The 25882-nt window shown below is 70.6% G+C and carries 21 protein-coding genes and 1 pseudogene; 14 read left to right on the top strand and 8 right to left on the bottom strand.

What is annotated here, in order from left to right:
• Positions 1-38: 38 nt before the first annotated feature.
• Entirely contained in the window at positions 39-1040 is a 1002-nt protein-coding gene (gene argF, locus AB0761_RS12080) for an ornithine carbamoyltransferase (protein WP_377268981.1), read from the top strand.
• Positions 1041-1101: 61 nt separating this feature from the next.
• On the opposite strand, the gene AB0761_RS12075 is transcribed toward argF, so the two are convergent.
• Positions 1102-1551: an ATP-binding protein gene (locus tag AB0761_RS12075; RefSeq protein ID WP_377268980.1), complete on the bottom strand. Its 450-nt coding sequence runs from the start codon at positions 1549-1551 to the stop codon at positions 1102-1104.
• Between the two features lie 91 nt (positions 1552-1642).
• A complete protein-coding gene (locus AB0761_RS12070) occupies positions 1643-2059 on the bottom strand; it encodes a type II toxin-antitoxin system VapC family toxin (RefSeq protein ID WP_377268979.1) in 417 nt (138 codons plus the stop codon).
• Positions 2060-2275: 216 nt separating this feature from the next.
• On the opposite strand from AB0761_RS12070, the gene acnA reads away from it, so the two are divergent.
• From acnA to AB0761_RS12005, 13 genes and pseudogenes are all read left to right on the top strand, one after another.
• Positions 2276-4984: an aconitate hydratase AcnA gene (gene acnA, locus AB0761_RS12065; RefSeq protein WP_377268978.1), complete on the top strand. Its 2709-nt coding sequence runs from the start codon at positions 2276-2278 to the stop codon at positions 4982-4984.
• Between the two features lie 165 nt (positions 4985-5149).
• Positions 5150-6481 carry a glycoside hydrolase family 18 protein gene (locus AB0761_RS12060; RefSeq protein WP_377268977.1) on the top strand — a complete coding sequence of 444 codons (1332 nt, stop codon included), beginning with the start codon at positions 5150-5152 and terminating at the stop codon, positions 6479-6481.
• A gap of 227 nt (positions 6482-6708) precedes the next feature.
• Positions 6709-8151 (top strand): N-acetylglucosamine/diacetylchitobiose ABC transporter substrate-binding protein, encoded by a 1443-nt coding sequence (gene ngcE / locus AB0761_RS12055; protein ID WP_377268976.1) that lies wholly within the window; start codon positions 6709-6711, stop codon positions 8149-8151.
• Positions 8148-9080, top strand: a complete 933-nt coding sequence (locus AB0761_RS12050) for a carbohydrate ABC transporter permease (RefSeq protein ID WP_377268975.1) — start codon at positions 8148-8150, stop codon at positions 9078-9080. Before ngcE ends, AB0761_RS12050 begins: the two co-directional genes overlap by 4 nt.
• 127 nt (positions 9081-9207) lie before the next feature.
• Entirely contained in the window at positions 9208-10119 is a 912-nt protein-coding gene (locus tag AB0761_RS12045) for a carbohydrate ABC transporter permease (protein ID WP_377268974.1), read from the top strand.
• Positions 10120-10165: 46 nt separating this feature from the next.
• Positions 10166-10537 (top strand): hypothetical protein, encoded by a 372-nt coding sequence (locus AB0761_RS12040; protein ID WP_377268973.1) that lies wholly within the window; start codon positions 10166-10168, stop codon positions 10535-10537.
• Positions 10538-10810: 273 nt separating this feature from the next.
• Positions 10811-12031, top strand: a complete 1221-nt coding sequence (locus tag AB0761_RS12035; RefSeq protein ID WP_377274038.1) for an ROK family protein — start codon at positions 10811-10813, stop codon at positions 12029-12031.
• Positions 12032-12150: 119 nt separating this feature from the next.
• The gene (locus AB0761_RS12030; RefSeq protein WP_377268972.1) at positions 12151-13263 is read left to right on the top strand and encodes a sugar ABC transporter substrate-binding protein; all 1113 of its coding nucleotides are present in this window, start codon (positions 12151-12153) and stop codon (positions 13261-13263) included.
• 171 nt (positions 13264-13434) lie between these two features.
• Positions 13435-14223, top strand: coding sequence for an ATP-binding cassette domain-containing protein (locus AB0761_RS12025; RefSeq protein ID WP_377268971.1), 789 nt, complete (start codon positions 13435-13437; stop codon positions 14221-14223).
• Positions 14220-15518 (top strand): sugar ABC transporter permease, encoded by a 1299-nt coding sequence (locus AB0761_RS12020; RefSeq protein WP_377268970.1) that lies wholly within the window; start codon positions 14220-14222, stop codon positions 15516-15518. Before AB0761_RS12025 ends, AB0761_RS12020 begins: the two co-directional genes overlap by 4 nt.
• A 322-nt stretch (positions 15519-15840) precedes the next feature.
• Positions 15841-17780, top strand: a pseudogene (dxs, locus tag AB0761_RS12015) (1-deoxy-D-xylulose-5-phosphate synthase).
• Between the two features lie 255 nt (positions 17781-18035).
• Positions 18036-19598 carry an amino acid permease gene (locus AB0761_RS12010; RefSeq protein WP_377268969.1) on the top strand — a complete coding sequence of 521 codons (1563 nt, stop codon included), beginning with the start codon at positions 18036-18038 and terminating at the stop codon, positions 19596-19598.
• A 68-nt stretch (positions 19599-19666) separates the two neighbouring features.
• Positions 19667-21199 carry an ArnT family glycosyltransferase gene (locus tag AB0761_RS12005; protein ID WP_377268968.1) on the top strand — a complete coding sequence of 511 codons (1533 nt, stop codon included), beginning with the start codon at positions 19667-19669 and terminating at the stop codon, positions 21197-21199.
• A 244-nt stretch (positions 21200-21443) separates the two neighbouring features.
• On the opposite strand, the gene AB0761_RS12000 is transcribed toward AB0761_RS12005, so the two are convergent.
• The 6 genes from AB0761_RS12000 to AB0761_RS11975 all read right to left on the bottom strand — a co-directional run bounded on the left by AB0761_RS12000 (position 21444) and on the right by AB0761_RS11975 (position 25879).
• Entirely contained in the window at positions 21444-21692 is a 249-nt protein-coding gene (locus tag AB0761_RS12000; RefSeq protein WP_377274036.1) for a cellulose binding domain-containing protein, read from the bottom strand.
• On the bottom strand, positions 21620-23029 hold the full coding sequence (locus AB0761_RS11995) for a glycoside hydrolase family 5 protein (RefSeq protein WP_377268967.1): 1410 nt from the start codon (positions 23027-23029) through the stop codon (positions 21620-21622). Before AB0761_RS11995 ends, AB0761_RS12000 begins: the two co-directional genes overlap by 73 nt.
• A 425-nt stretch (positions 23030-23454) precedes the next feature.
• Positions 23455-23700 carry a SpoIIE family protein phosphatase gene (locus AB0761_RS11990; protein WP_377268966.1) on the bottom strand — a complete coding sequence of 82 codons (246 nt, stop codon included), beginning with the start codon at positions 23698-23700 and terminating at the stop codon, positions 23455-23457.
• Positions 23697-23873: a hypothetical protein gene (locus AB0761_RS11985; protein WP_377268965.1), complete on the bottom strand. Its 177-nt coding sequence runs from the start codon at positions 23871-23873 to the stop codon at positions 23697-23699. The genes AB0761_RS11990 and AB0761_RS11985 overlap by 4 nt, the downstream gene beginning before the upstream one ends.
• A gap of 96 nt (positions 23874-23969) precedes the next feature.
• A complete protein-coding gene (locus tag AB0761_RS11980; protein ID WP_377268964.1) occupies positions 23970-24404 on the bottom strand; it encodes an NTP pyrophosphohydrolase in 435 nt (144 codons plus the stop codon).
• Entirely contained in the window at positions 24401-25879 is a 1479-nt protein-coding gene (locus AB0761_RS11975) for a PucR family transcriptional regulator (RefSeq protein WP_377268963.1), read from the bottom strand. Before AB0761_RS11975 ends, AB0761_RS11980 begins: the two co-directional genes overlap by 4 nt.
• Positions 25880-25882: the final 3 nt, after the last annotated feature.

Here is a 25882-nt window from a genome sequence, read left to right as displayed (position 1 = left end):
TTCCGATCTCATTTGATTCCACCACCCAGGAGACCGGCATGGCCTTCAACCTCCGCAACCGGCACTTCCTCAAGGAGCTGGACTTCACCGAGCAGGAGTTCCGCTTTCTGATCGGCCTGTCGGCGCAGCTGAAGGCCGCCAAGTACGCCGGTACCGAGCAGCCCCGGCTGCGTGGCCGGAACATCGCGCTGATCTTTGAGAAGACCTCCACCCGCACCCGCTGCGCCTTCGAGGTCGCCGCCCACGACCAGGGTGCCCACACCACCTATCTGGACCCGGCCGGCTCCCAGATCGGCCACAAGGAGTCCGCCAGGGACACCGCCCGGGTGCTCGGCCGGATGTTCGACGGCATCCAGTACCGCGGCCACGGCCAGGAGATCGTCGAGGAGCTGGCCGCCCACGCCGGCGTCCCGGTGTGGAACGGCCTCACCGACGAGTGGCACCCCACCCAGATGCTGGCCGACATGCTCACCGTCCAGGAGCACACCACCAAGCCGCTGAACCAGGTGGCCCTCGCCTACCTGGGCGACGCCCGCTCCAACATGGGCAACTCGCTGCTCGTCACCGGGGCCCTGCTCGGACTGGACATCCGCATCGTCGCCCCCCGGCAGCTCTGGCCGGCCGACGAGGTGCAGGCCGAGGCGGGAAAGCTGGCGGCACGCTCCGGCGCCAGGATCACCCTCACCGAGGACGTCGCCGAGGGGGTACGCGGTGCCGACTTCCTCTACACCGACGTCTGGGTCTCCATGGGCGAGCCCAAGGAGGTCTGGGCCGAGCGGATCGCGCTGCTGAAGCCGTACCAGATCTCCATGGAGACCATCCGCGCGACCGGCAACCCCGGGGTGAAGTTCCTGCACTGCCTGCCGGCCTTCCACGACCTGGGCACCGAGATCGGGCGGCAGATGCACGCCCTGACCGGCATGTCGGCGCTGGAGGTCACCGACGAGGTCTTCGAGTCCGAGCGCTCGGTGGTCTTCGACCAGGCGGAGAACCGGCTCCACACCATCAAGGCGGTCCTGGTGGCCACCCTCGGCGGCTGAGGCGGGACCCCGGACGGGCCCCGCGGAGGCGCACCGGTCGGATCGACCGGTGCGGGGTCCCTCAGGCGCTCTCCAGCAGGCACCAGACGGCCTTGCCGTGCGAGGTCGTCCGGATGCCTGCCCGGTCGGCGACCGACCGGATGATCAGCAGCCCCCGGCCGTCCTCCGCCGGCTCGCCGGGGGGCTCCGGCGACGGCTCGTGGAGCAGGTCCTCCAGCACCAGGTCCAGCGGCTCGGCGTCGCACACCTCTATGCGGAACCCCTGCCCCTCCCACCCCAGGACCAGCTCCACATCGCCGTCGTCAGGAGTGTGCTCCAGGGCGTTGGCCACCAGTTCGGTGGCGGCCAGTGAGGCCGCGAAGCAGTCCACCGGATCGCCCAGCGTGTGCAGCACCTGCTTGACGATGGCCCGGGCGAGCGGCACCGAATCCGCCTCGTGGGGCAGCGGCAGCGCCCAGAGCCGCTCATACGCCAGGTCCGGGTGTGTGCTGCTCCTCGGCTGCTGGGTCATGGCCGCGGGACTCCTCTCCGCGTCGACTGCGGATCCCTCACTCCCTCCGCGTACCCCTTGGGGCACCCGCTCACGCCCGGCGTCCGAATCCTTACGCCTCGCTGACGGGCACCGCGCCGATCCCGCGGATCGCACAGCGCGGGCCGGTCGCGCGCATCAGCCGGAGGTCGGCGGTCACCAGGGGTGCGCCGAGCAGTTCGGCGACGGCCACATAGGCGGCGTCGTCCGGGGTGAGGTTGTCCTTCAACTGCCAGATGCGGTCCAGCAGCGGCTCCACCGGGATCTTGCGCACCTTTGCCGCGCCCAGTCGTACGGTGATCCCGGCCACGTCCGCCGCGGTCAGCCGGCCGGCGAGGTGGAGGCCGCGCAGCGACTGCATCACCTCCACGGTGATGTGCTCGGGGGCCGCCCAGTCGGGGTCGGCCAGGAGCAGGGCCCGGGCGGCGTCGCCGCGCTCCCCGGGATCGGCCAGGAAGAGCACCAGCGCCGAAGCATCCACCACGATCACGGACTCATTATCCAGGTCGCGCAGGTTTGGAAGACCGCTTCCCGGAGAGTCCCCAGCATGCCGTCGTCGCTGTCGCGGCGACCATGCACTATGGTTTATCTCGACATCGAGATATCCGCCGAGAGGCGCGCACTGACTTAGGTTCACCTCACTTGTGGGTCGGTCGGCCGGGTCGGTCAGGATTGCGTGGCCACACGCACCAAGAAGGAGACAGTCGTGTCCGCGAACAGCTTCGACGCCCGCAGCCAGCTGCAGGTCGGCGACGAGTCGTACGAGATCTTCAAGCTGTCCGCCGTCGAGGGTTCCGAGCGGCTTCCGTACAGCCTGAAGATCCTGCTGGAGAACCTGCTCCGCACGGAGGACGGCGCCAACATCACCGCCGACCACATCCGCGCCCTCGGCGGCTGGGACCAGAACGCAGAGCCCAGCCAGGAGATCCAGTTCACGCCCGCCCGCGTGATCATGCAGGACTTCACCGGCGTGCCGTGCGTCGTCGACCTCGCCACCATGCGCGAGGCCGTCAAGGAGCTCGGCGGCGACCCGTCCCGGATCAACCCCCTCGCCCCGGCCGAGCTGGTCATCGACCACTCCGTCATCGCGGACAAGTTCGGCACCCCCGAGGCCTTCACCCAGAACGTCGAGATCGAGTACGGCCGCAACAAGGAGCGCTACCAGTTCCTGCGCTGGGGCCAGACCGCCTTCGACGAGTTCAAGGTGGTCCCGCCCGGCACCGGCATCGTGCACCAGGTGAACATCGAGCACCTGGCCCGCACCATCATGGTCCGAGGTGGCCAGGCCTACCCCGACACCTGCGTCGGCACCGACTCCCACACCACCATGGTCAACGGCCTCGGTGTGCTGGGCTGGGGCGTCGGCGGCATCGAGGCCGAGGCGGCCATGCTGGGCCAGCCGGTCTCCATGCTGATCCCGCGGGTGGTCGGCTTCAAGCTCAACGGGCAGCTGCCGGCCGGCGCCACCGCGACCGACCTGGTGCTCACCATCACCGAGATGCTGCGCAAGCACGGTGTGGTCGGCAAGTTCGTGGAGTTCTACGGCGAGGGCGTCACCTCGGTGCCGCTGGCCAACCGCGCCACCATCGGCAACATGTCGCCGGAGTTCGGCTCCACCTGCGCGATCTTCCCGATCGACGACGAGACCCTGCACTACCTCAAGCTGACCGGCCGCTCCGAGGAGCAGCTGGCGCTGGTCGAGGCCTACGCCAAGGCCCAGGGCCTGTGGCACGACCCGGCCGCCGAGCCGGTGTACTCCGAGTACATCGAGCTGGACCTGGCCACCGTGGTCCCCTCCATCGCCGGCCCCAAGCGCCCGCAGGACCGGGTGGTCCTCGCCGAGGCCGCCGAGAAGTTCCGCACCGCCGTGCGCGACTACATCACCACCGACGACGAGGCCGGCAAGGAGTCCTTCCCCGCCTCCGACTCCCCGGCCGCCGCCAACGGCATCTCCCGTCCGGCCCCGGTGACCGCCCCCGACGGCACGGTCTACGAGATCGACAACGGCGCTGTGGTGATCGCCTCGATCACCTCCTGCACCAACACCTCCAACCCCTCGGTGATGCTCGGCGCCGCCATCCTGGCCAAGAAGGCCGTGGAGAAGGGCCTGCACGTCAAGCCGTGGGTCAAGACCACCCTCGCCCCCGGGTCGAAGGTCGTCATGGACTACTACGAGAAGGCCGGCCTGCTCCCCTACATGGAGAAGCTGGGCTTCAACCTGGTCGGCTACGGCTGTGTCACCTGCATCGGCAACTCCGGCCCGCTGCCGGAGGAGGTCTCCGCCGCCGTCAACGAGCACGACCTGGCGGCCGTCTCGGTGCTCTCCGGCAACCGCAACTTCGAGGGCCGGATCAACCCCGACGTCAAGATGAACTACCTGGCGTCCCCGCCGCTGGTGGTCGCCTACGCCATCGCCGGCTCGATGAAGGTCGACATCACCCGCGACGCGCTGGGCACCGACGCCGAGGGCAACCCGGTGTACCTGTCGGACATCTGGCCGACCGAGCAGGAGATCGCCGACACCATCGCGGCCTCCATCGACCAGGACATGTTCGCCAAGGACTATGCGGACGTCTTCGCCGGCGACCACCGCTGGCAGTCGCTCCCGGTCCCCACCGGTGACACCTTCGAGTGGGACGCCGAGTCCACCTACGTCCGCAAGCCCCCGTACTTCGAGGGCATGGCGCAGGAGCCCAGCCCGGTGGCCGACATCACCGGCGCCCGGGTGCTCGCCAAGCTCGGCGACTCGGTCACCACCGACCACATCTCCCCGGCGGGCAACATCAAGCCGGGCACCCCGGCCGCGCAGTACCTCACCGAGCACGGTGTGGAGAAGCGCGACTTCAACTCCTACGGCTCGCGCCGCGGCAACCACGAGGTGATGATCCGCGGCACGTTCGCCAACATCCGGCTGCGCAACCAGATCGCGCCGGGCACCGAGGGCGGCTACACCCGCGACTTCACCCAGGACGGCGCGCCGGTCTCCTTCATCTACGACGCCGCCCAGAACTACCAGGCCGCCGGCGTCCCGCTGGTGATCCTGGCGGGCAAGGAGTACGGCTCCGGCTCGTCCCGCGACTGGGCGGCCAAGGGCACCGCGCTGCTGGGCGTCAAGGCCGTCATCGCCGAGTCCTACGAGCGCATCCACCGCTCCAACCTGATCGGCATGGGCGTCCTGCCGCTGCAGTTCCCGGCCGGCGAGTCCGCGCTGACGCTGGGTCTGAGCGGCGAGGAGACCTTTGAGATCACCGGTGTCACCGCGCTCAACGAGGGCGGCATCCCGGAGACGGTGCACGTCAAGGCGGGTGACAAGGAGTTTGACGCCAAGGTGCGCATCGACACCCCCGGTGAGGCGGACTACTACCGCAACGGCGGCATCCTGCAGTACGTGCTGCGCTCGCTGATCCGCAAGTAAGGCGCATCGGGCACCAGCCGACGGCCGGGCCGCAACCCTCAACGGGGTTGCAGCCCGGCCGCGTTGGTGTGCAGGCCTTGTGTGGGTGACCGGCGTGGACTATACCTGTGGATCACTTGGTCCAGACCAATATTCGGTCCTTCAGAAGGTCGCAGGTGTCCCCGTATGCGCCGTCCCGCCGCGCTGCTCGCCGCCCTTGCCGTCGTCTCAGGCACCCTCCTGGCGGCCGGTCCCGCCGCCCAGGCCCATGACCGCCCCGCGCCGCGACTGGAGGGCCAGCGGGTCGGCTACTTCACCCAGTGGGGCATCTACAGCGGCTTCTCCGCCAAGAACCTCGACACCTCCGGGCAGGCCGACAAGCTCACCGTGCTCAACTACGCCTTCGGCAACGTCTCCGCCGACGGCACCTGCTTTGAGGCCAACGCCGCGGGCGTCGGCGACGCCTGGGCCGACTACCAGCGCCCGGTCGGCGCCGATGAGTCGGTGGACGGCGTGGCCGACACCGCGGACCAGCCGCTGAAGGGCAGCTTCAACCAGCTGCGCAAGCTCAAGGCGGCCCATCCGCAGCTCAAGGCGATGATCTCGCTGGGCGGCTGGAGCTGGTCCAAGTACTTCTCCGACGCCGCGCTGACCGACGCCTCCCGCAAGAAGTTCGTCTCCTCCTGCATCGACCTCTACCTCAAGGGCAACCTCCCGCAGCTGGGCTCCATCGAGGGCGGCCAGGGTTCGGGCGCCGGGGTCTTCGACGGCATCGACATCGACTGGGAGTACCCGGGCGGCGGCGGTGACGCCGGCAATGTGGTCCGCCCCGAGGACGGCCACAACTACACCCTGCTGATGCAGGAGTTCCGCCGCCAGCTGAACGCCCTGGGCGCCCAGAGCCACAAGCACTACCTGCTCACCGCCGCCGTCCCGGCCGGCACCCCCAAGGCCGACCAGCTGGAGCTGAAGCAGGTCTCCCGGTCCATGGACTGGATCAACCTGATGACCTACGACTTCCACGGCCCCTGGGAGGCCCAGGGCCCGACCAACCACCTCGCCAACCTCTACAGCGACCCCGCCGACCCGTCCCCGGCAGGCCTGGGCTACAGCGTCGACCAGGTGGTGCGGTACTACCGCTCCCGCGGCGTCCCCGCCGACCGCATGGTGCTGGGCGTGCCCTTCTACGGCTACGGCTGGACCGGTGTCCCGGCCGGCGACCACCACGGCCTCTACCAGCCGGCCACCGGCCTGGCGGCGGGCGGTACCGCCCCGTACCACCAGATCAAGGACCTGCCCGGCACCGTCTACCGCGACCCGCGGACCGACGCCACCTGGAAGTACGACGGCACCGACTTCTGGGCCTATGACACCCCGGCTGTGCTCACCGACAAGGCCGAGTACGCCCGCCGGCACGGGCTGCTCGGGGTGATGGCCTGGTCGCTGGACAACGACGACGCCCAGGGCACCCTGGTCTCCGCCCTCGACGCCGGACTGGACCCCCACCACCGCCGCTGACGGCACCTCAGCCGCGGAGGCGTGTGCGGCCGCATCCCCTGCGGCCGCGCACGCCTCCGTGCTGTCTCCCCCCGGCCGAACACGGATCACCCATCCGAAGGACAGCCGGCTCCGTGTCAGCGAACCGTGGACAGAACCGCCCTGCGGCCGCAGTAGCATCCAGCACCACCGAGCACCGATACGTCCGCACCAGTCCGGTATGCCGGGAAGAGGGGCGAGGTCGCCAGATGGATGCTGCAACGGAGTACAGCCGGCGGGACGTGCTCGGACGGGCGGCCACCATGGGCCTGCTCGCCGCACCGGCGGCCGCTCTGCTCTCCGCCTGCGCCATCGGCGGCGCGGGCGGCGACAGCAGCGCGGGCGGTGCGCGCAGGGAACCCGCCACCAAGGACAATCCGCTGGGCGTGGACCGCAGCGCCCCGCTGGAGGTGGTCGTCTTCGACGGCGGCTTCGGCGACACCTACGCCAGGAACGCCGAGGCGCGCTACCGCAGGGCCAACCCCGGAGCCGCCGTCAAGCACAGCGCCACCCAGGCCATCCAGCCGCAGCTGCAGCCGCGCTTTGTGGCCGGCGACCCGCCCGACCTGATCGACAACTCCGGCGCCGCGCAGATGGACATGGCCACCCTCGTGGCCCAGGGGCAGCTGCTCGACCTCACCCCGCTGCTGGACGCGCCCTCCCTCGACGACCCGTCCAGGAAGGTCCGCGACACCCTGCTGGCGGGCACCGTGGAGAAGGGGCAGTTCGGCGGCGCCCGGACATACGCCCTGAACTACGCCTTCACCGTCTTCGGCGTCTACCACTCGCAGAAGCTGCTGGACGACAACGGCTGGACATATCCCAGGACCTGGGACGAGATGCTGAAGATCTGCGCGCAGGCCAAGAAGAAGGGCCTGGCCGGCTGGACCTACGCGGGCAGGCACCCCAACTATCTGACCTTCACCTTCTACCCCTTTGTGGCCAAGATCGGCGGCCCGGAGGCCATCAGGGCGATGGACGACCTGGAGCCCGGTGCCTTCCGGCAGGACGCGGTGAAGGCCGCGGTGGAGGCCTACTACGAGCTGGCCGCCAAGGGGTATGTCCTCAAGGGGACCCCGGGCCTGGACCACATCCAGTCGCAGACCGCCTGGACCCAGGGCCAGGCCGTGTTCATCCCCGACGGCTCCTGGGTCGAGAACGAGGCCAGGGCCACCACCCCGGCGGACTTCCGGATGGCCGTCGCCCCCAACCCCGCACTGGACCCGGCCTCCGACCGGATGCCCTTCGAGACCATCTGGGCGGAGGCCGGCGAGCCCTTCGTGGTGCCGGCGAAGGCCAGGAACACCGCGGGCGCGATGGAGCTGCTCCGCACCATGCTCACCCGGGAGTCGGTACAGGACTTCTCCCGGCTGGTCAGCTCACTGAGCTGTGTGCGGGGCGCCACCGACGCGGTGGACCTCGCCCCGGGCCTGAAGTCCGGCAGCGCCATGCTGAACGCGGCGGGCCCGAACGTGGTCGTCCCCATGCTGCCGGTCTGGTACAGCACGCTGAACAAGGAGCAGATCGGCGGCACCCTGGGCGAGTTGATGGCCGGCCGGATCAAGCCGGACGAGTGCCTCTCCCGGTTCCAGAGCTGTGCCGACCGGACGGCCAGGGACTCCTCCATCGAGCATCCCAAGCACTCGGCATGAACCCCAGGCATCGCCGTACGTACCTCAAGTACCGCTTCATCGCGGGGTTCCTGGCCGTCCCGCTCGCCGTCTACGCGGTCTTTGTGGTCTCGCCGTTCCTGCAGGCCCTCCCGATCGCCTTCACGGACTGGAGCGGCTTCACCCCGGACATGCACCTCACCGGCACCGCCAATCTGCGGCGGCTGGTCCATGACGACCTCTTCTGGACGTCGCTCGGGCACAACGTGGTCCTGCTGCTGATCCTGCCGCTGGTGACGCTGGGGCTGGGGCTCTTCTTCGCCTTCATGCTCAATGTCGGCGGCCGCCGCCGCGGGGCGGCGGTGGCCGGGGTGCGGGGCTCGGGCCTCTACAAGGTGGTGTACTTCTTCCCCCAGGTGCTGTCGATCAGCATCGTCGCGGTGCTCTGGCAGTTCGTCTACAACCCCACCAGCGGTGCCCTCAACGCCGGTCTGGGCGCCGTGGGGCTGGAGTCGCTGCAGCGGACCTGGCTGGGCGACCCGGGGCTGGCCCTCGGCTGTGTGATGGCCGTGATGGTCTGGAGCAACGTCGGCTTCTACGTGGTGCTGTTCTCGGCGGCCATGGCCGCCGTCCCCCGTGACATCCACGAGGCCGCGCTGCTGGACGGCGCGGGCCGTGCTGCGACCTTCTTCCGGATCACCCTGCCGCTGCTGTGGGACACGGTGCAGACCGGCTGGGTCTACATGGGGATCATCGCGCTGGACGCCTTCGCGGTGGTGCAGATCATGACGGTGGGGCCGGGCGGCCCCGACTACTCCACCGAGGTGCTGGGCCTCTACCTCTACAACAAGGCGTTCAGCGACGGGCAGGCGGGCTATGCCACCGCTCTGGGGCTGGCGCTGCTCGTGGTGACCATGGTCTTCGCGGCGCTCGTGCTGCGGCTCGGCCGCCGCGAGCGCATCGAGTTCTGAACCGACCGACGAACGACGGGCCGACGAACGACAGACCGACGAACGACAGGCCGACGAGCGACAGACCGATGGACCGCCGACCTCTGGACCGCCGACCTCTGGACCACGGACGCGGGGAGCCCGACCGATGACCACCAGCACCGAGCCCGCCGGCCTCCCCGCCGTCAAGGAGCGCCCCGCACCGGCCGCCGCCGCTCCGAGGGCGGCCCGCTCCGGCAGGGTGCTCAATGCCTTCTCGCACACCTTCCTGCTGGTGTGGGCGCTGCTGGTGACCCTGCCGCTGCTGTGGGCGGCGATGACCTCCCTCAAGACCGACGGAGAGATCTTCGCCCATCCCTGGGCGCTGCCGGCCTCGCTGCACTTCGACAACTGGAGCCGGGCCTGGGGTGAGGCCGACATCGGCCGCTATCTGCTGAACTCGCTGATCGTGGTGGGCGGGTCGCTGGCCGGAACCATGCTGCTGGGCGTGATGGCGGCCTATGTGCTGGCTCGCTACCCGTTCCCCGGCAACCGGCTGCTGTACTACCTGTTCGTCGGCGGGATGAGCTTCCCCGCGATCCTGGCGCTGGTGCCGCTCTTCTTCGTGGAGCGGAACCTGGGGCTGCTCTCCAGCTACCAGGGGCTGGTCCTCACCTACATCGCCTACTCGCTGCCGTTCACGGTGTTCTTTCTCACGTCCTTCTTCCGCACACTGCCGGGCAGTGTCGCCGAGGCCGCGGAGATCGACGGGGCCTCGCACTCGCGGATCTTCTTCCAGGTGATGCTGCCGATGGCCAGGCCGGGCCTGGTCAGCGTGGGCATCTTCAACTTCCTGGGCCAGTGGAACCAGTATCTGCTGCCGCTGGTGCTCAACAACCAGGACGAGCGCCGCTTTGTGCTCCCGCAGGGCCTGGCGCGGCTGGCGGTGAGCCAGGGCTACAAGGGCGACTGGTCCGGGCTGTTCGCCGGACTGGTGCTGGCGATGCTGCCGGTGCTGGTGGTGTACGTGGTCTTCCAGCGTCAGGTGCAGTCCGGCCTCACCGCCGGTGTCCTCAAGTGAAGATCAACAGTGCATTTCCAGCCATGGTCGTCGCATAATCGAACCCATGTACGAAGCAGCGGTGCCCCCGGGTTGGCCCAGGGAAGTCCGGCCGCCCGGCTCCCCCGGATGGGAGCGCTCGGCGGTCACCTGGCTCTATGACCTGTGCCCGGGGGAGTACCGCCGCTATTCGCTGCTCTCCCGGCATCCGGTGCTGCTGGCAAGGCTCGCCCGACAGGAGGCCGAGTCCTCGCTGCATGCCGCCCGCCGGGGCTGGTCCACCGCCCGAGCCGATCTTCGCGGGCAGGTGGAACCGCAGGTCATCGAGGCACTGCTGGGTGTCTATGCGCAGGAGGGGCCGCGGCTTGCCGCCCTGAGCCGCAGTGTCCAGCTGGTCGCCGATGCCCTGGCCGGCGTCCGCTGGCGGCCCCGCCTCTGAGGCGCGTACGCCCTTGGGTTTCAGAGCTGAACGCGGCGCGGCGGGCTGAGGGATGGTTGCTCTGTCCTGATATCTCCAGGTACGTCATACCGTCGTCGACACCGAGCCCCGGGTGGCGAAGGTTTGGCAACGATCTGCATTCACTCTTGACGCGACCTCACCGCATTGGCTCAGCTTAGATTTCACAAGTTGTAACCGAGCTCCGCCGCAAGGGCGCGGAAGGGGCCGCGGGCGGTCGGGCCCACGGCACCCTGGGAGGGTTGAACCATGTCCCTGGACACGCCGGGATCGCAGTCCTCGCTTCACCGGGCGAATCTGGAGCGGGTGCTGCGCGCGGTCCGCATGGCGGGGTCGCTGACCCAGGCGGAGATCGCCCGCAGTACCGGGCTCTCCGCCGCGACGGTGTCCAACATCGTCCGTGAGCTCAAGGAGAGCGGCACGGTGGTGGTGACGCCCACCTCCTCGGGAGGGCGGCGGGCCCGCAGCGTCTCGCTCAGCGCGGACGCGGGCATCGTGGTCGGCGTCGACTTCGGCCACACCCACCTGAGGGTGGCGGTGGGCAATCTGGCCCACCGGGTGCTGGCCGAGGAGAGCGAGCCCATCGATGTGGACGCCTCCGCCGCCCAGGGCTTCGACCGGGCCGAGACCCTGGTGGAGCGGCTGCTGACACAGACCGGCTTCCGCTCGGACAAGGTGATCGGGGTGGGGCTGGGCGTCCCCGGTCCCATCGATGTGGAGACCGGTGCGATCGGCTCCACCGCGATCCTGCCGGGCTGGACGGGCGTGGAGCCCGGCCGTGAGCTCTCCTCGCGGCTGGGGATGCCGGTCTACGTCGACAACGACGCCAACCTGGGCGCCCTGGGCGAGCTGGTCTGGGGTGCCGGGCGAGGGTTGTCGGACCTGGCGTACATCAAGGTGGCCAGCGGTGTCGGTGCCGGGCTGGTGATCAGCGGGCAGATCTACCGGGGGCCCGGCGGTACCGCCGGTGAGATTGGACACATCACCCTGGACGAGTCCGGGCCGGTCTGCCGCTGTGGCAACCGAGGCTGCCTGGAGACCTTTGTGGGGTCCCGCTACCTGCTCAATCTTCTGAACGCCAGCCATGGGCCCGGCCTCAGTGTTCCCCGGGTCGTCCAGCTCGCCCAGCGCGGTGACCTGGGCTGCCGCCGGGTGATCGCGGATGTGGGCCGGCAGATCGGGACCGGTGTCGCCAACCTCTGCAACCTGCTCAACCCGCGCCGGGTGATCCTCGGAGGCGATCTGGCAGAGGCCGGTGAGCTGGTGCTTTCCCCGATCCGCGAGTCCGTGGCGCGCTATGCGATCCCCAGCGCGGCCCGCCAGCTCTCGGTTGTGCCTGGCACCCTGGGAGGTCGGGCGGAGGTGCTGGGAGCTCTAGCCTTGGTGATGAGCGAGATGGGCGATTCGGGGGCTTTGCCCCAGCCTGATGGCTCGCTCCACCCTCGGTCGGTTACGGCTGTGTCTTCAGGAAGATAACGAAAAGGTTCGGATTCGCTGCGGAAAGAATTTACTTCTTGACGCTAAGGCAGCCGGAGGGATTGACTCCCTCCAACCTCGGCCGCAGCGTTGCGGCCCTGTCAGGGAGGCAACCCCCCATGAACGCTCTGATGCGTCGCGCCGTCATCGGCACCGCTGCGGTTTCGATGGCCCTCACCATGGCCGCCTGTGGCTCGGCCGGCGGTGGCAAGAAGTCGGACTCCTCCGCCGCCCCCGCCGGTGGCAGCGGCAGCAAGACCATCGGTCTGCTGCTTCCGGAGAACTCCTCGTCCATCCGGTACGAGTCCTTCGACAAGCCGCTCTTCACGGCCAAGGTCCAGGCGCTCTGCTCCGACTGCGACGTCAAGTACAACAACGCCCAGGGCAACACCGCCACGCAGAAGCAGCAGTTCGACGCGCTGATCTCGCAGGGTGTGAAGGTCATCGTCCTCGACCCGCAGGACGCCACCGCCACCAAGTCCTGGGTGGAGGAGGCCAAGGCCAAGGGCGTGCAGGTCATCGCGTACGACCGCTTCGCCGCCGGCCCGGTCGCCGGTTATGTCTCCTTCGACAACGAGAAGGTCGGCGAGCTGCAGGGCCAGGCCCTGGTGGACGCCCTGGGCGACAAGGCCAAGGACGCCAACGTCGTCATGATCAACGGTGCCGAGACCGACCCGAACGCGGGTCTGTTCAAGTCCGGCGCTCACAAGATCATCGACAGCGCGGTCAAGAAGGTCGTCTACGAGCAGTCCGGTGAGTGGGACCCGAAGACCGCCGGCCAGAAGATGGGTGCCGCGATCACCCAGCTCGGCAAGGGTGGCTTCCAGGCGGTCTACTCGGCCAACGACGGTATGGCCGCGGCCATCATCACCGCCCTCAAGGGCGCCGGCATCAACAACATCCCGGTGGGTGGCCAGGACGCCGCTGCCGACGCGATCCAGCGGATCCTCTCCGGCGACCAGGCCTACACGATCTACAAGGCCTACAAGCCCGAGGCCGAGGCCGCCGCGGAGATGGCTGTCAACCTGCTCCAGGGCAAGGACGTCAAGTCCGTCGCCACGGCCAGCGCCGACAGCGACACCGCCAAGGGTGTTCCGTCGATCCTGCTGCCCGCCAAGGTCGTGACCAAGGACAACGTCAAGGACACGGTCATCGCCGACGGCCTCTACAAGGTCTCGGACATCTGCACCGGCGCCTACGTCAAGGCGTGCGACGCGGCCGGCATCAAGTAATTCAGGACCTGCAAGGACGGTGCCCCCCACCGCGGTGGGGGGCACCCGTCCCGTCCGGCACGTTTCCCCCGTGCCTCTTGATGTGTTGTATGTCTTGCACAACCCTCCGCGCCAGGGACGGCGCGGCATCCCGCTCCATCGGTCCGTAATCCGGACGAGCGGCAGAAGGAGATGGTTCACGTGACAGGCGCACCCGTACTGGCGTTGCGCGGGGTCTCCAAGCGGTTCGGTGCCGTCCAGGCGCTCACCGACGTCCACCTGGAGGTCCACGCCGGAGAGGTGGTCGCCCTGGTCGGCGACAACGGCGCCGGCAAGTCCACCCTGGTCAAGACGATCGCGGGTGTGCACCCCATCGACGAGGGTGTCATCGAGTGGGAGGGCAAGTCGGTCTCGATCAACCGGCCGCACGACGCCCAGCAGCTCGGTGTCGCCACCGTGTACCAGGACCTGGCGCTCTGCGACAACCTCGACGTGGTCGCCAACCTCTTCCTCGGCCGGGAGCTGCTGCGCGGCGGCACGCTGGACGAGGTGGGCATGGAGAAGCGCGCCCAGGAGCTGCTGGACACGCTGTCCATCCGCATCCCCAGCGTGCGCATCCCCGTCGCCGCCCTCTCCGGCGGCCAGCGCCAGGTGGTCGCCATCGCCCGTGCGCTGGTCGGCGACCCCAAGATCGTGATTCTGGACGAGCCCACCGCGGCCCTCGGTGTCGAGCAGACCGCCCAGGTGCTCGACCTGGTGGAGCGGCTGCGTGAGCGCGGCCTCGGCGTGATCCTGATCAGCCACAACATGGCTGACGTCAAGGCCGTCGCCGACACGGTCAGCGTCCTGCGGCTCGGCCGCAACAACGGTGTCTTCGATGTGAAGACCACCAGCCACGAAGAGATCATCTCCGCCATCACCGGCGCCACGGAGAACGCCGTGACCCGGCGTCAGGCTCGCATTGCGGAGGGACAGCAGTGAGCAGCAACCCGATCGAGACCCCCGCGGCCGACACCACCGCGACCGACGCCGAGGCCATCGAGAGCCACGCGCCGGTGCGCACCGTCGACCCCCGCCTGCTCGTCCGCGAGGAGGGCCTCAAGGGCTACCTCGGCGAGTTCAAGCGGAAGATGCGCAGCGGTGACCTGGGCTCCCTGCCGGTCATCCTCGGCCTCATCCTCATCTGGGGCATCTTCCAGGGCGTGACCGGGACCTTCCTCAACCCGGACAACCTCTCCAACATCACGCTGTACATCGCCGGCCCCGGCCTGATGGCCGTCGGCATCGTCTTTGTGCTGCTGCTCGGTGAGATCGACCTCGCCGCGGGTTCGGTGGCCGGTACCGCCGCCGCGATCTCGCTGGTGCTCTCCGTACAGCACGGGGTCAACGAGTGGCTGGCCGCGGGCCTCGCCATCGTCACCGCCGTCGTCATCGGCGCCATCCACGGCTTCTTCTTCGCCAAGATCGGCGTGCCCGCGTTCGTCGTCACCCTGGCCGGCCTGCTCGGCTGGAGCGGCCTCCAGCAGTGGATCCTGGGCACCACCGGAACCATCAACAACCCGCCGGACGGGCTGATGGTCCACCTGGACAACTACTTCTTCAGCGATGTCGCCGCCGCATACGGCCTCGCCGTCGTCGGTGTGCTGCTCTACCTGGGCGGCGCCCTGCTGGACGCCCGCCGCCGTCGCACCGCCGGTCTGCTCGCCCGCCCGGTCAGCGAGATCGCCGTGCGCACCGTGGTGCTGGCCGTGATCGCCTTCGCCGCCGCCTACACCCTCAACCAGGACCGCGGCCTGCCGCTGGCCCTGGTGGTGTTCCTCGGCATCGTGATCATCACCGACTGGGTGCTGCGCCGCACCGCCTACGGCCGCAAGGTCTTCGCGGTCGGCGGCAGCGTCGAGGCGGCCCGCCGTGCCGGTATCAACGTGGTCTGGGTCCGGATCTCGGTCTTTATGATCTCGGCCGGCCTGGCCGCGCTCGGCGGTCTGTTCATCGCCTCGCAGTCGGGTGCCGCGGACAAGGCGCTCGGTGGCGGCAACACCCTGATGAACGCGATCGCCGCGGCGGTCATCGGCGGCACCAGCCTCTTCGGCGGCCGGGGCAAGACCTGGTCGGCGCTGCTGGGCATCCTGGTGATCCAGTCCATCGTCCAGGGACTCAACCTCAAGGGCATCGACACCTCCATCCAGTACATGATCACCGGCGCCGTGCTGCTCGCCGCGGTCGTCCTGGACTCGGTGTCCCGCCGCACCCAGAAGGCGTCCGGCCGAGGCTGACCCGCCCTCTCCTTCCCGCCGGCCAGCCGGTCCGGGCAGTACGTCCGAGGGGGACGTGCCGCCCGGACGGCCGGTGGGCCGCCTCACCGCCGAAGGGCGGGCGAGGACAGCCGGCCCGGCACCCAAGCCGCTCGGGTGCCGGGCAGCTGCATGTCCGGATCCGAGGCGCGCCGGTCCTACGGCCCACTGGGCGTCCCCTGTCCGAAGGGCGGACATTAGACTCGACAGGCCGGGACGACCCGGTGCCGCCGGACCCGCACCGGCGGGGGGAAGCCGCACACCCTGCGGACATGCCCGCAGACCTGCGAAGAAGGAGGAACGGGTGGCCCTGCTGACCCGCATTCGGGGACCGCGCGACCTGGACCGGCTCACCCCCGCGCAACTGGCGGACCTGGCCCAGGAGATCCGGGAGTTCCTGGTGGAAGCGGTCTCCCGGACGGGCGGCCACCTCGGCCCCAACCTGGGTGTGGTGGAGCTCACCATCGCGCTGCACCGGGTCTTCGACTCCCCGCGTGACCGGATCCTCTTCGACACCGGCCACCAGTCGTACGTCCACAAACTGCTGACCGGGCGTCAGGACTTCTCCCGGCTGCGCGCCAAGGGCGGGCTCTCCGGCTACCCCTCGCGCGCCGAGTCCGAGCACGATGTGATCGAGAACTCGCACGCCTCCACCGTGCTCGGCTACGCCGACGGACTGGCCAAGGCCAACCAGCTGCGCGGACACCACGACCGGCCGGTGGTCGCCGTGATCGGCGACGGTGCACTGACCGGCGGTATGGCCTGGGAGGCGCTCAACAACATCGCCGAGGCCCACCACCGGCCGCTGGTGATCGTGGTCAACGACAACGAACGCTCCTACTCGCCCACCATCGGCGGCCTCGCCAACCACCTGGCGACCCTGCGCACCACCAAGGGCTATGAGCGCTTCCTCTCCTGGGGCAAGGAGGCGCTGCAGCGCACCCCGGTGGTCGGCCAGCCGATCTTCGAGACCCTGCACGGCGCCAAGAAGGGCCTCAAGGACTTCATCGCCCCCCAGGGTATGTTCGAGGACCTGGGGCTGAAGTACATCGGCCCGATCGACGGCCATGACATCGCCGCCCTGGAGTCCGCGCTCAGCCGGGCCCGCGGCTTCGGCGGCCCGGTCATCGTGCACTGCCTCACCGAGAAGGGCCGCGGCTACCGCCCCGCCGAGGAGAACGAGGAGGACCGCTTCCACGGCGTGGGCGTCATCCACCCCGACACCGGCCTGCCGGTGAAGTCCGCCGGCAAGGACTGGACCTCGGTCTTCGGCGAGGAGATGGTCGCCCTCGGCAAGGAGCGGCCCGATGTGGTGGCGATCACCGCCGCCATGCTGCACCCGGTGGGCCTCGCACCCTTCGCCCAGCAGTTCCCCGACCGGGTCTTCGACGTCGGTATCGCGGAGCAGCACGCCGCCGTCTCCGCGGCCGGTCTGGCCACCGGTGGGATGCACCCGGTGGTCGCGGTCTACGCGACCTTCCTCAACCGGGCCTTCGACCAGGTCCTGATGGACGTCGCCCTGCACCGCCTGGGCGTCACCTTCGTCCTGGACCGGGCCGGTGTCACCGGCAACGACGGCGCCAGCCACAACGGCATGTGGGACATGTCCGTGCTCCAGGTCGTCCCCGGGCTGCGGCTGGCCGCCCCGCGCGACGCCGACCAGCTCCGCGCCCAGCTGCGCGAGGCACTGGACGTCCACGACGCACCCACCGTGGTCCGCTACTCCAAGGGCACCGTCGGCCCCGCCGTGGCCGCCGTGGGGCGGATCGGCTCCATGGATGTGCTGCGCGGCGACGCCTCCCCGGTCGCCGAGACCGGTCCCTTCGACGACGCCGTGCCCGGCCCGCTGCGGGCCGATGTGCTGCTGGTCTCCGTCGGCGCGATGGCCACCACCTGCCTGGAGACCGCCGACCTGCTCGCGGCCCAGGGCATCACCGCGACCGTGGTCGACCCCCGCTGGGTCAAGCCCGTCGACCCCGCTCTGCCCGGCCTCGCCGCGGAGCACCGCGTGGTCGTGACCGTGGAGGACAACAGCCGGGTCGGCGGTGTCGGCGCCGCCGTCTCCCAGGCGCTGCGGGACGCCGCGGTGGATGTACCGCTGCGCGACTTCGGCATCCCGCCGAAGTTCCTGGACCACGCCAAGCGCGAGGAGATCCTCGCCGAGATCGGTCTCACCGCCCCGGCATCGCCCGCCAGGTCACCGCGCTGGTCGCCCGGCTGGACACCGAGCCGATCGACGCCTGAGCAGCACCCGCCCGGAGCGGCAGCGACCGACGCCGCCCCGCAGGCACCACCCCGGCGCGCGGGGAGCCGCGCGCCCGGCCCGCCACCACGGCGGAGGCCGGGCGCCCGGCTCCCCGCGCGCTGCTCTTCCCGGACCGCACATTGCTGCACGCCCGAGGGCCGGTGGGGACGCCGGAGTGAAGCGACCACCGCTGCGCCATGGAATCGCCGAGCCCGGGTATCCGCCCCTGGCGGACTTTCCTCGGGAGGCGTTCCATGGCCACAGCGTCCACTCCGTCCGGCGGCGGCCCCGGCCGGGACGCCCCGCCGGGCGGGCTGCTGCGGACCAAGCCGGTCGAGCAGTCCATCGCCGACACCGAGGAGCCGGAGCACGCCCTCCGCAAGTCCCTCTCCGCACTCGACCTGGTGGTCTTCGGCGTCGGGGTGGTCATCGGCACCGGCATCTTCGTCCTCACCGGCACCGCGGCAAGGGACTACGCGGGACCGGCCGTCGCCCTGTCGTTCGCCGCCGCGGGCATCGTCTGCGCCCTGGCCGCGCTGTGCTACGCGGAGTTCGCCTCCACCGTTCCGGTCGCAGGCTCCGCCTACACCTTCTCCTATGCCTCCATCGGGGAGCTCCCGGCCTGGATCATCGGCTGGGACCTGGTGCTCGAACTGGCGCTGGGCGCCGCGGTGGTGGCCGTCGGCTGGTCCGGATATGTGCAGTCGCTGCTGGCCAGTGCAGGGGTCACGCTGCCCGTATCGATCGCGGGCGGCGGCTCCGACGGCTCCTGGGGCTTCAATCTGCTGGCCGCGCTGCTGGTACTGCTGCTGACCGCGGTGCTGCTGGCCGGGATGAAGCTCTCGGCGCGCGTCACCTCCCTGATCGTGGCCGTCAAGGTGACCGTGGTGCTCCTGGTGATCGTCGCGGGGGCCTTCTTCATCAAGGGCGCCAACTACAGCCCGTTCATCCCGCCGACCCGGCACACCCCCGGTGCGTCCGGCGGTGCCACCCCGCTGGTGCAGGCGCTCTTCGGCTTCACACCGTCGACCTTCGGCGTGATGGGCATCTTCAGCGCCGCCGCGGTCGTCTTCTTCGCGTACATCGGCTTCGACATCGTGGCCACCGCGGCGGAGGAGACCCGCAACCCGCAGCGCGACCTGCCGCGCGGCATCATCGGCTCACTGATCATCTGCACCGTGCTCTACATGCTGGTCTCGGTGGTGGTCACCGGTATGCAGCACTACACCCGGCTGTCCACCGACGCACCGCTCGCCGATGCCTTCAAGTCCGTGGGGCAGCCCGCGTACGCCAACCTGATCAGCATCGGCGCGGTGGCCGGCCTCACCTCGGTCACCATGATCCTGCTGCTCGGCCAGAGCCGGGTGTTCTTCGCCATGAGCCGTGACGGGCTGCTTCCCCGCACCTTCGCGGATGTGCACCCCCGGTTCGGCACCCCCTGGAAGTCCACTCTGCTGCTGGGGGTGGTGGTGGCCGCGGTGGCCGGTGTCATCCCGCTGCGGGAGCTCTCCGAGCTGGTCAACATCGGGACCCTGTTCGCCTTTGTGATCGTCTCCATCGGTGTGGTGGTCCTCCGCCGCACCCGCCCCGACCTGCCCCGGGCCTTCCGTACCCCGGCCGTGCCGCTGATCCCGATCCTCTCCGTACTGGCCTGCATCTGGCTGATGATCAACCTGCCGGTCGCCACCTGGTGGCGGTTCGGCATCTGGATGGCGGTCGGCATGCTGGTCTACTTCGGCTACGGCCGCTCCCACAGCCGGCTGGGCCGTACCCCGGGATCCGCGGAGCCGGTCGAGGGAACGGGCTCCCGGACGTGACCGATGTCGCCTTCCCCGCGGGGAAACCGGGGCGCGTGCGGTCGGTGCTCCCCGGTAGGTTGTCCACCGTGCCTTTGGACCGGACCCGTCTCAGTGTTGCCGTGCTCGTCGAGCGGCTGCCGCCGCGTATCCGCAACGGCTACTGGACCAGGCTGATCCCGGCCCTGGCGCTGCTGGCCGTCCTGACCCACATCCCCTCCTTCGTCCGCCCGGTCTGGAGCCCGGACGAGGGCTACCTCGCCACCCAGGCCCGGATGCTGGCCGACGGCGGGGTGCTCTACGACACCGTCGTGGACCGCAAGCCGCCGCTGCTGCCCTGGCTCTACGAGGCCTGCTTCGCGGTCTTCGGCTCGCTCTCGCTGTGGCCGCTCCGGGTGCTGGCCATCGGGGCGCACCTGGTGACGGCGCTGCTGATGGTCTCCATCGCCCGCGGGCGATGGGGCGGACGCGCGGGGGCCGCGGCGGGCGCGCTCTATCTGCTGGTCTCCATCGGCCTCTCCCCGGCGGACACCCAGGCGGCGACCTTCGAGGTCTTCATGCTGCCCAGCATGGTGGCGGCCTTCTGGTACGCCGAACGCCGCCGCGGTCTGGCGGCGGGTGTCGCCACCGCCGTGTGCGCCCTCACCAAGCAGACCGGCGGCGCGGTGCTGCTGCCGGTGCTCTGGATCCTCTTCCAGGACGCCCGCCGCCGAGGGCTGCGCATCCCGGCCGCGCTGGGCAAGGTGCTCTTCGGGTTCGCTCTCCCGATCGCGCTGGTGGCGGCCATGCTGACCAAACCCAGAGGGTTTCTCTTCTGGGTGGTCACCGGCAGTGGCGACTATGCCTCGCTGGACGGGGACCTGCTGCTGATGATCGGCCGGGCGCTGGGCAACGCGGCCATTCTCGGGGCGGCGGCGTTCGGCCTGGCGCTGCCGCTGCTGAGACACCGGCGGGCGCGCCGCAAGGCCGCCGCGGCCGGGGTGGAACTCCCCGAGCGGCGGGCCGTCTCCCAGGGCTCCACCGCGGACCTGTGGATCTGGCTGGCCTCCACGGTGATCGCGGTCTGCACCGGTTTCCACTTCTTCGGCCACTACTATCTTCAGCTGATCCCGCCGCTGATCCTGCTCGGCGTGGGCGCGGTGTCCACCTCGGCGCTGAGCTGGCGTCCGGTGCTGGTCTACAGCATGGTGGCGTCCACCGTCTTCTGGTGTCTGGCGCTCGCCTGGCCGGGCCACCGGCTGGACCGCTCGGCCAAGGTCGCCACGGCGGTCGCGGAGCAGACCACCCCCAAGGACACCATGCTGGTCTGGGGCATGCACCCGGAGATGTACTGGCTCGCCGACCGCCGCCCGGCCAGCCGCTATCTCACCGCCGGCTTCCTCACCAACTACAGCGGCGGCAAGGGCGACCAGAAGATCGGCGAGCAGTACAGCGTCCAGGACGCCTGGAAGACCTTCGACCAGGAGCTCAGCCACCATCTGCCGGAGATCGTGGTGGACGACTCCGCCAAGTCGCCCTACTCGCCGCTGCGCTTCCCGAGGATAGAGCGGCTGCTGGACACCCACTACCAGATGGTCGGGCTCACCGGTGACACGGTGATCTACCGGCTGGTGCACCGCTGACCTCGGTACCGGTTCTGCACGCGGGGGACCGCCCCGGCCGGCCGTACTGCGCTCCCTGCGGTGAGCCGCGGCCGGGGCCCGGCAGCTCCTCGGTGCGCTGACGCGGGAGGCGGCGCGCGGCCGCTGCGGACAGCACAAGGCCCGGGTCGGCGGCCGCAGGGTGGTGCGGCGGCCGACCCGGGTGCGGGGAGTCCCGGGGGCGAGGGGGACGTCCGCCGCCTTCAGGCAGCTCTGTGCGGAGGCGTCAGGAGCAGGCGCCGCCGTTGACGGTGAAGCCGGTGGGGACGGTGTTGCCGCTGCCGACCGTGCCCTGGAGGCCGAAGGACACGGTGCCGCCGACCGGGACGGTGCCGTTGTAGTCGACGTTGGACGCGGTGACGGTCTTGCCGGACTGGGTGAGCGCGGTGTTCCAGAAGTTGGTCACCGCCTGGTCCTCGGCGAAGTTCCACACCAGCTTCCAGGACGTGAGCGGTGCGGTCCCGGTGTTCTTGATGGTGACGTCGGCCCCGAAGTGGCCCGCCAGCTGCCGTTCGGCGTCCAGGTGATGTGGCAGGAGCCGGCCGCCGGGGGCGTCGGCGGGGCGGTGGTCGGGGGAGTGGTGCCGGTGCCGCCGCCCGTCACGGGCAGCAGGTACGGCTGGAGGAAGCCCTGCTTCAGGGTGTCGACGGTGGTCCAGTCGTCCTTGAGGATGCCGCCGGTGTCACCCGAGTCGGGGTTGAGCGACCAGTAGGTGAAGTCGAAGCCTCCGGTGCCCTTGCCCATGTAGTCCATCAGCTTGGCCAGCCACTGCTGGTCCAGGGTGGAGGTCAGCGTGGAGCCGAACTCGCCCACCAGGACCGGTGCGGTGCCCTGCTTCTTGAGGTAGCCCCAGTTCTTGTCCCAGATCGCGGGGAGGTTGGCGGGGAACGCCGGGTCGTCGAACCAGGACTGGTGGAACACCGAGGTGGCGTACTCATGCGCGGAGTAGACCAGCTTGTTGGGCACATTGAGGCGGACCGGCGCGGTGGCGGCCCCCTGGAGGTTGCCGCCCCACCAGGTGCAGCTGGTGCCCGCGGTGTACTTGTCGCTGGTCCCGCCGGGGCCGTAGCACTCATTGCCCTCGACGATGATCAGCCAGTCCGGGTTGGCGGCGAGGATGGCGTTGCCGCCCTTCTCGGCCGCGAGCCGCCAGTCGGTCGCGGTGTCGCCGCTGCCCCAGGTGGCGGTGGCGTTGGGCTCGTTGTGCAGGTCGGCGCCGACCACGGTGTTGTTGCCCTTGTAGTGCTTGGCGAGCATCACCCAGTCGCTGATCCAGCGCGACTCGGGGTAGGCCGAGGTGTACCAGAGCGGCGACTGGGTGCCCGAGTCGGGGCGGTGCTGGTCCAGGAAGACCTTGAGGCCGATCTGCCCCGCGTAGCCGATGACCTTGTCCATCACCCCGAGCCCGTCCAGGCCCTGGAGGTCGGGGTTCTTGGCGTAGTCGATGGAGACGGGCTTGGAGGCGGCGTCGAAGAGCTGGTTGGAGTAGGGCAGCCGCAGGGTGTTGTAGCCCAGGGCCTTCACCTGGTCCAGCATGTCCTTGTAGTTGCGGGTCCACAGGCCGTGCGGCGAGTAGTTGGCCGTCTCCATGCCGAACCAGTTGATGCCGGTCATCCGTACCGGGTTGCCGGCCGCATCGACGATCTGGCCGCCGGAGGTGTGCCAGGGGCCGTCGCCCACGGAGGTCGCCGCGCGGGCGCTGCCCGGGGCGAGGACGGCTGCGGCGGCGGCCACGGCAGAGGCGGCGAACACCGCGACCGTTGCGCGGGCGCCACGCCGGCGGCGCGGGGCAGGGGCAGTGCTGATGGCCATGGGGCGCTCCTCGTGCGGCTCACGCAGTGGGTCTCACGCGCTGGACGGACTGCCGAGAGCAGCAGCCCGGGCGGGGGGAACACCACGGGGGCCGGAGCGGGAAGTGGGAGCGCTCCCAATGGCGTGGCGGATGACTTGCTGTGCATCCGAATGCTGGCCCGGGGGACGGGAGCGCGTCAACCTCTTGAACGCGCCTACTTTCCGTGGCCGGGGATTGTGTGCAGTTCCTGAAAAACCGTCACGTGCCATGTGCACCAACGGAAAAGGGCCGCCGATGCGATGTGTGCACCCGCCATGGGCCGGTCCCCGCATCCGCCGTTCCCGCCGCGGCCCGGCGCCCTCACCGCCGCACGTCCGCCGCTGTGCCCGGCCTGGTCGGCATCCCCGGCCTGAGCTGGGCCTTTGAACGCCCCGGACCTCCGTGCTCAGCCGCCCGGCCGACAGGTCAGCAGCAGTGCGATGTCGTCCGGCCGGTCCGGTGCCCGCCGCGCCTCGCGGACCGGCCGCTCCGCGGTGTCCTCCGGGCTCACCGCCCGAGTGTGCGCAAAGGCCGAACGCAGCCGGTCGATGCCCTGCCCGATGTCCGCGCCCGGCTGCTCCACCGGCCCGTCCGTGTACAGCGCCAGCGCCAGCGCCAGCACCGAGCCGGCCGGCAGCCGCAGCTCGGTCACCGGGTACTGCGCCTCCGGTCCTCCCCCAGCAGTACCCCGCCGGGGATGTCCAGCACCTCGGTCCGGCCGTCCGTGTGCCGCGGCAGCGGCGGCGGACGACCCGCCCGGATCGCCCGCACCGCGCCCTCGGCCGGCACCCGCTCGAACTCGTCGGCGTGCAGACCTGTGCTCATCCGCCGTCCGCCTTCACCGCCTCACCGGCTGCCGGCACGCACCACCGCCGGACCTGGACGGCGCACCGCCCGGCCCGGCACCTCGGAACGGGTCGCTCAGCGCGGCCGCACCGTACGCGGTCCGACCACCTCCGCGCCCAGCGCGACGACCCGGGAACGCAGCTCCCGGTCGGCCGTGACCACCAGGCAGCGCCGCTGCCCGGCCTCTCCGGCCAGCCGTACGATCAGGTCGTCGCCGCTGCCCGCCGCGGACGCCACCCGCACCCCCGGGACCTCGGCGAGCCCGCGCGCCGCCCCCTCCACCACCAGCAGCACCTCCAGCCGGCCGCGCGCCCACTCCGGTGCACTGCCCGCGTCCGGCAAACCGCGCTCGGCCACGGCCACCAGGGCGTCCCGCAGCCGGGCGGCCGCAGCCGGCCGGTCCCGCCACCAGCCGTCGGGCACCGAGCCGACCACATTGGCGCCGTCCACGATCAGCAGTGGGGGCGTCCCGGGCGCGGACTGCTCCCGGTCCCCGGCGGGGCCGGTCACCGGGCGCCACCGTCCCCGGTGAGGCCCAGCTGGTCGGCGGCCCGGATCGCCAGCCACACCTCGGTGAACGCCGCCGTGGCGGACAGGTCCCGGCCGCTCAGCGCGGAGAACCTGCGCAGCCGGTAGGTGAGGGTGTTGGGGTGGATGTGCAGTGCTGCCGCCGCCGCCTCGGTACGCCGGTCGCGGTCCATCCAGGTCCGGGTGGAGAGCAGCAGCGCGGCGTCATGCGCGGCGTCGTACCGCAGCACCTCGCCCAGCACATGCTCCACCAGCGCACCCAGCACGGCCGGGTCGTCCGGCAGCCACCGGCCGGTGGTGTCGCTGCCGTACCTGACCAGCGGGCGGCCCGAGCCCTCGGCGCGGGAGGCGGCCCACAGCGACTCCCGCTGTGCGACCCGCAGCGACTCGCCTGGCGGGAAGGGCCGGCTCATGCCCGCGGCCACCCCGGGCAGTGCGGCGACGGCTTCGCCGAGTTCGGGCGGGCCCAGGACGTAGCGGTCCTCGCCGCGGCTGAGCAGCAGGTGCGGGTACTCGTCCAGGACCGGCAGCAGGACCTCGTCCACCACGCCCCTGACCACCAGCAGCGCGGCCTCGCCGGCGATGGACAGCCGGTGCAGCCGCCGCCGGGCCACCGCGGGGTCGAGCACATCCTGGAGCAGCTCGGCCAGGATCTCCGCGCCCTCGCGGCGCAGCGTCTCCCGCTCATGGCGGACCATGGCGACCTGGAGCGCCGCCACGGTGGCGATGTGCTGGACCACGGCCAGCCCGGCCGGCCGGGCGCCCTCCCGCTCGAAGGCGACCAGGAAGCCGGCCGTGCCGCCGGGGGTGAGCACCGGAACCGCGAATCCGCCGGGGATCGTCGGTGCCGCGTCCACCGAGGCCGGCAGCACAGCGGGATCCGGTGGCACCGGGACCCCGGGCAGCAGCGGGCGCCCCTGCGGGGTGCACAGATGCACCTGGTAGCCGGACAGCCGTTCCAGCCGCCGGAACAGCTGGGCGGTGTCCAGATCCTCCGACGCCAGCCAGCGCAGTGCGCCGAAGACCTGGAGCTGGGCGCCGAGCCGCTGCCGGGCGTCTTCCTGCACCGCCGCAGCGACCTCCTGGGCGACCGCGATGAACGGCACCGCGAGGGGTACCTCCAGCAGCGGCATCCCGCGTTCCTCGGCCGCCGCCGTGAAGGCGTCGTGCAGCGGCGGTACATGCAGCTGGGCGGAGATCGCGAGCGCGGACACCCCGGCGTCGTCCAGCCGCTCCAGATAGGCCCGCTGCCCGGCCGCGGAGCGGGGCACCGCCAGGCCCGTCGTCATGATCACCTCGGCCCCCAGCAGCCACGGGGTCGGGTCCTCCAGCTCGCTCACATGGGCCCAGGACACCGAGCGTGCCAGCCCGGCCTCACCGGCCAGCACCCGCAGCTGGAGCGCCGGAAAGGACAGCAGATCCTCCACCGTCAGCTTTGCCGTTTTGTTGCCTGCCACAAG

Origin of the sequence: Peterkaempfera podocarpi, from assembly GCF_042466665.1 — a bacterium.
Taxonomy (GTDB): domain Bacteria; phylum Actinomycetota; class Actinomycetes; order Streptomycetales; family Streptomycetaceae; genus Peterkaempfera; species Peterkaempfera podocarpi.
Note: the sequence above shows the minus strand (reverse complement) of the source record. Positions and strands in the feature narration are given on the sequence as shown.

Coding starts and splice junctions, on each gene's coding strand:
- AB0761_RS12045 (WP_377268974.1), top strand. CDS start 9,208: ATGACCACCAGCACCGAGCCCGCCGGCCTCCCCGCCGTCAAGGAGCGC.
- AB0761_RS11985 (WP_377268965.1), bottom strand. CDS start 23,873: ATGAGCACAGGTCTGCACGCCGACGAGTTCGAGCGGGTGCCGGCCGAG.
- AB0761_RS11995 (WP_377268967.1), bottom strand. CDS start 23,029: ATGGCCATCAGCACTGCCCCTGCCCCGCGCCGCCGGCGTGGCGCCCGC.
- AB0761_RS12025 (WP_377268971.1), top strand. CDS start 13,435: ATGGTTCACGTGACAGGCGCACCCGTACTGGCGTTGCGCGGGGTCTCC.
- ngcE (WP_377268976.1), top strand. CDS start 6,709: ATGGATGCTGCAACGGAGTACAGCCGGCGGGACGTGCTCGGACGGGCG.
- argF (WP_377268981.1), top strand. CDS start 39: ATGGCCTTCAACCTCCGCAACCGGCACTTCCTCAAGGAGCTGGACTTC.
- AB0761_RS12075 (WP_377268980.1), bottom strand. CDS start 1,551: ATGACCCAGCAGCCGAGGAGCAGCACACACCCGGACCTGGCGTATGAG.
- AB0761_RS12030 (WP_377268972.1), top strand. CDS start 12,151: ATGAACGCTCTGATGCGTCGCGCCGTCATCGGCACCGCTGCGGTTTCG.
- AB0761_RS12050 (WP_377268975.1), top strand. CDS start 8,148: ATGAACCCCAGGCATCGCCGTACGTACCTCAAGTACCGCTTCATCGCG.
- AB0761_RS12060 (WP_377268977.1), top strand. CDS start 5,150: ATGCGCCGTCCCGCCGCGCTGCTCGCCGCCCTTGCCGTCGTCTCAGGC.
- AB0761_RS12040 (WP_377268973.1), top strand. CDS start 10,166: ATGTACGAAGCAGCGGTGCCCCCGGGTTGGCCCAGGGAAGTCCGGCCG.
- AB0761_RS12010 (WP_377268969.1), top strand. CDS start 18,036: ATGGCCACAGCGTCCACTCCGTCCGGCGGCGGCCCCGGCCGGGACGCC.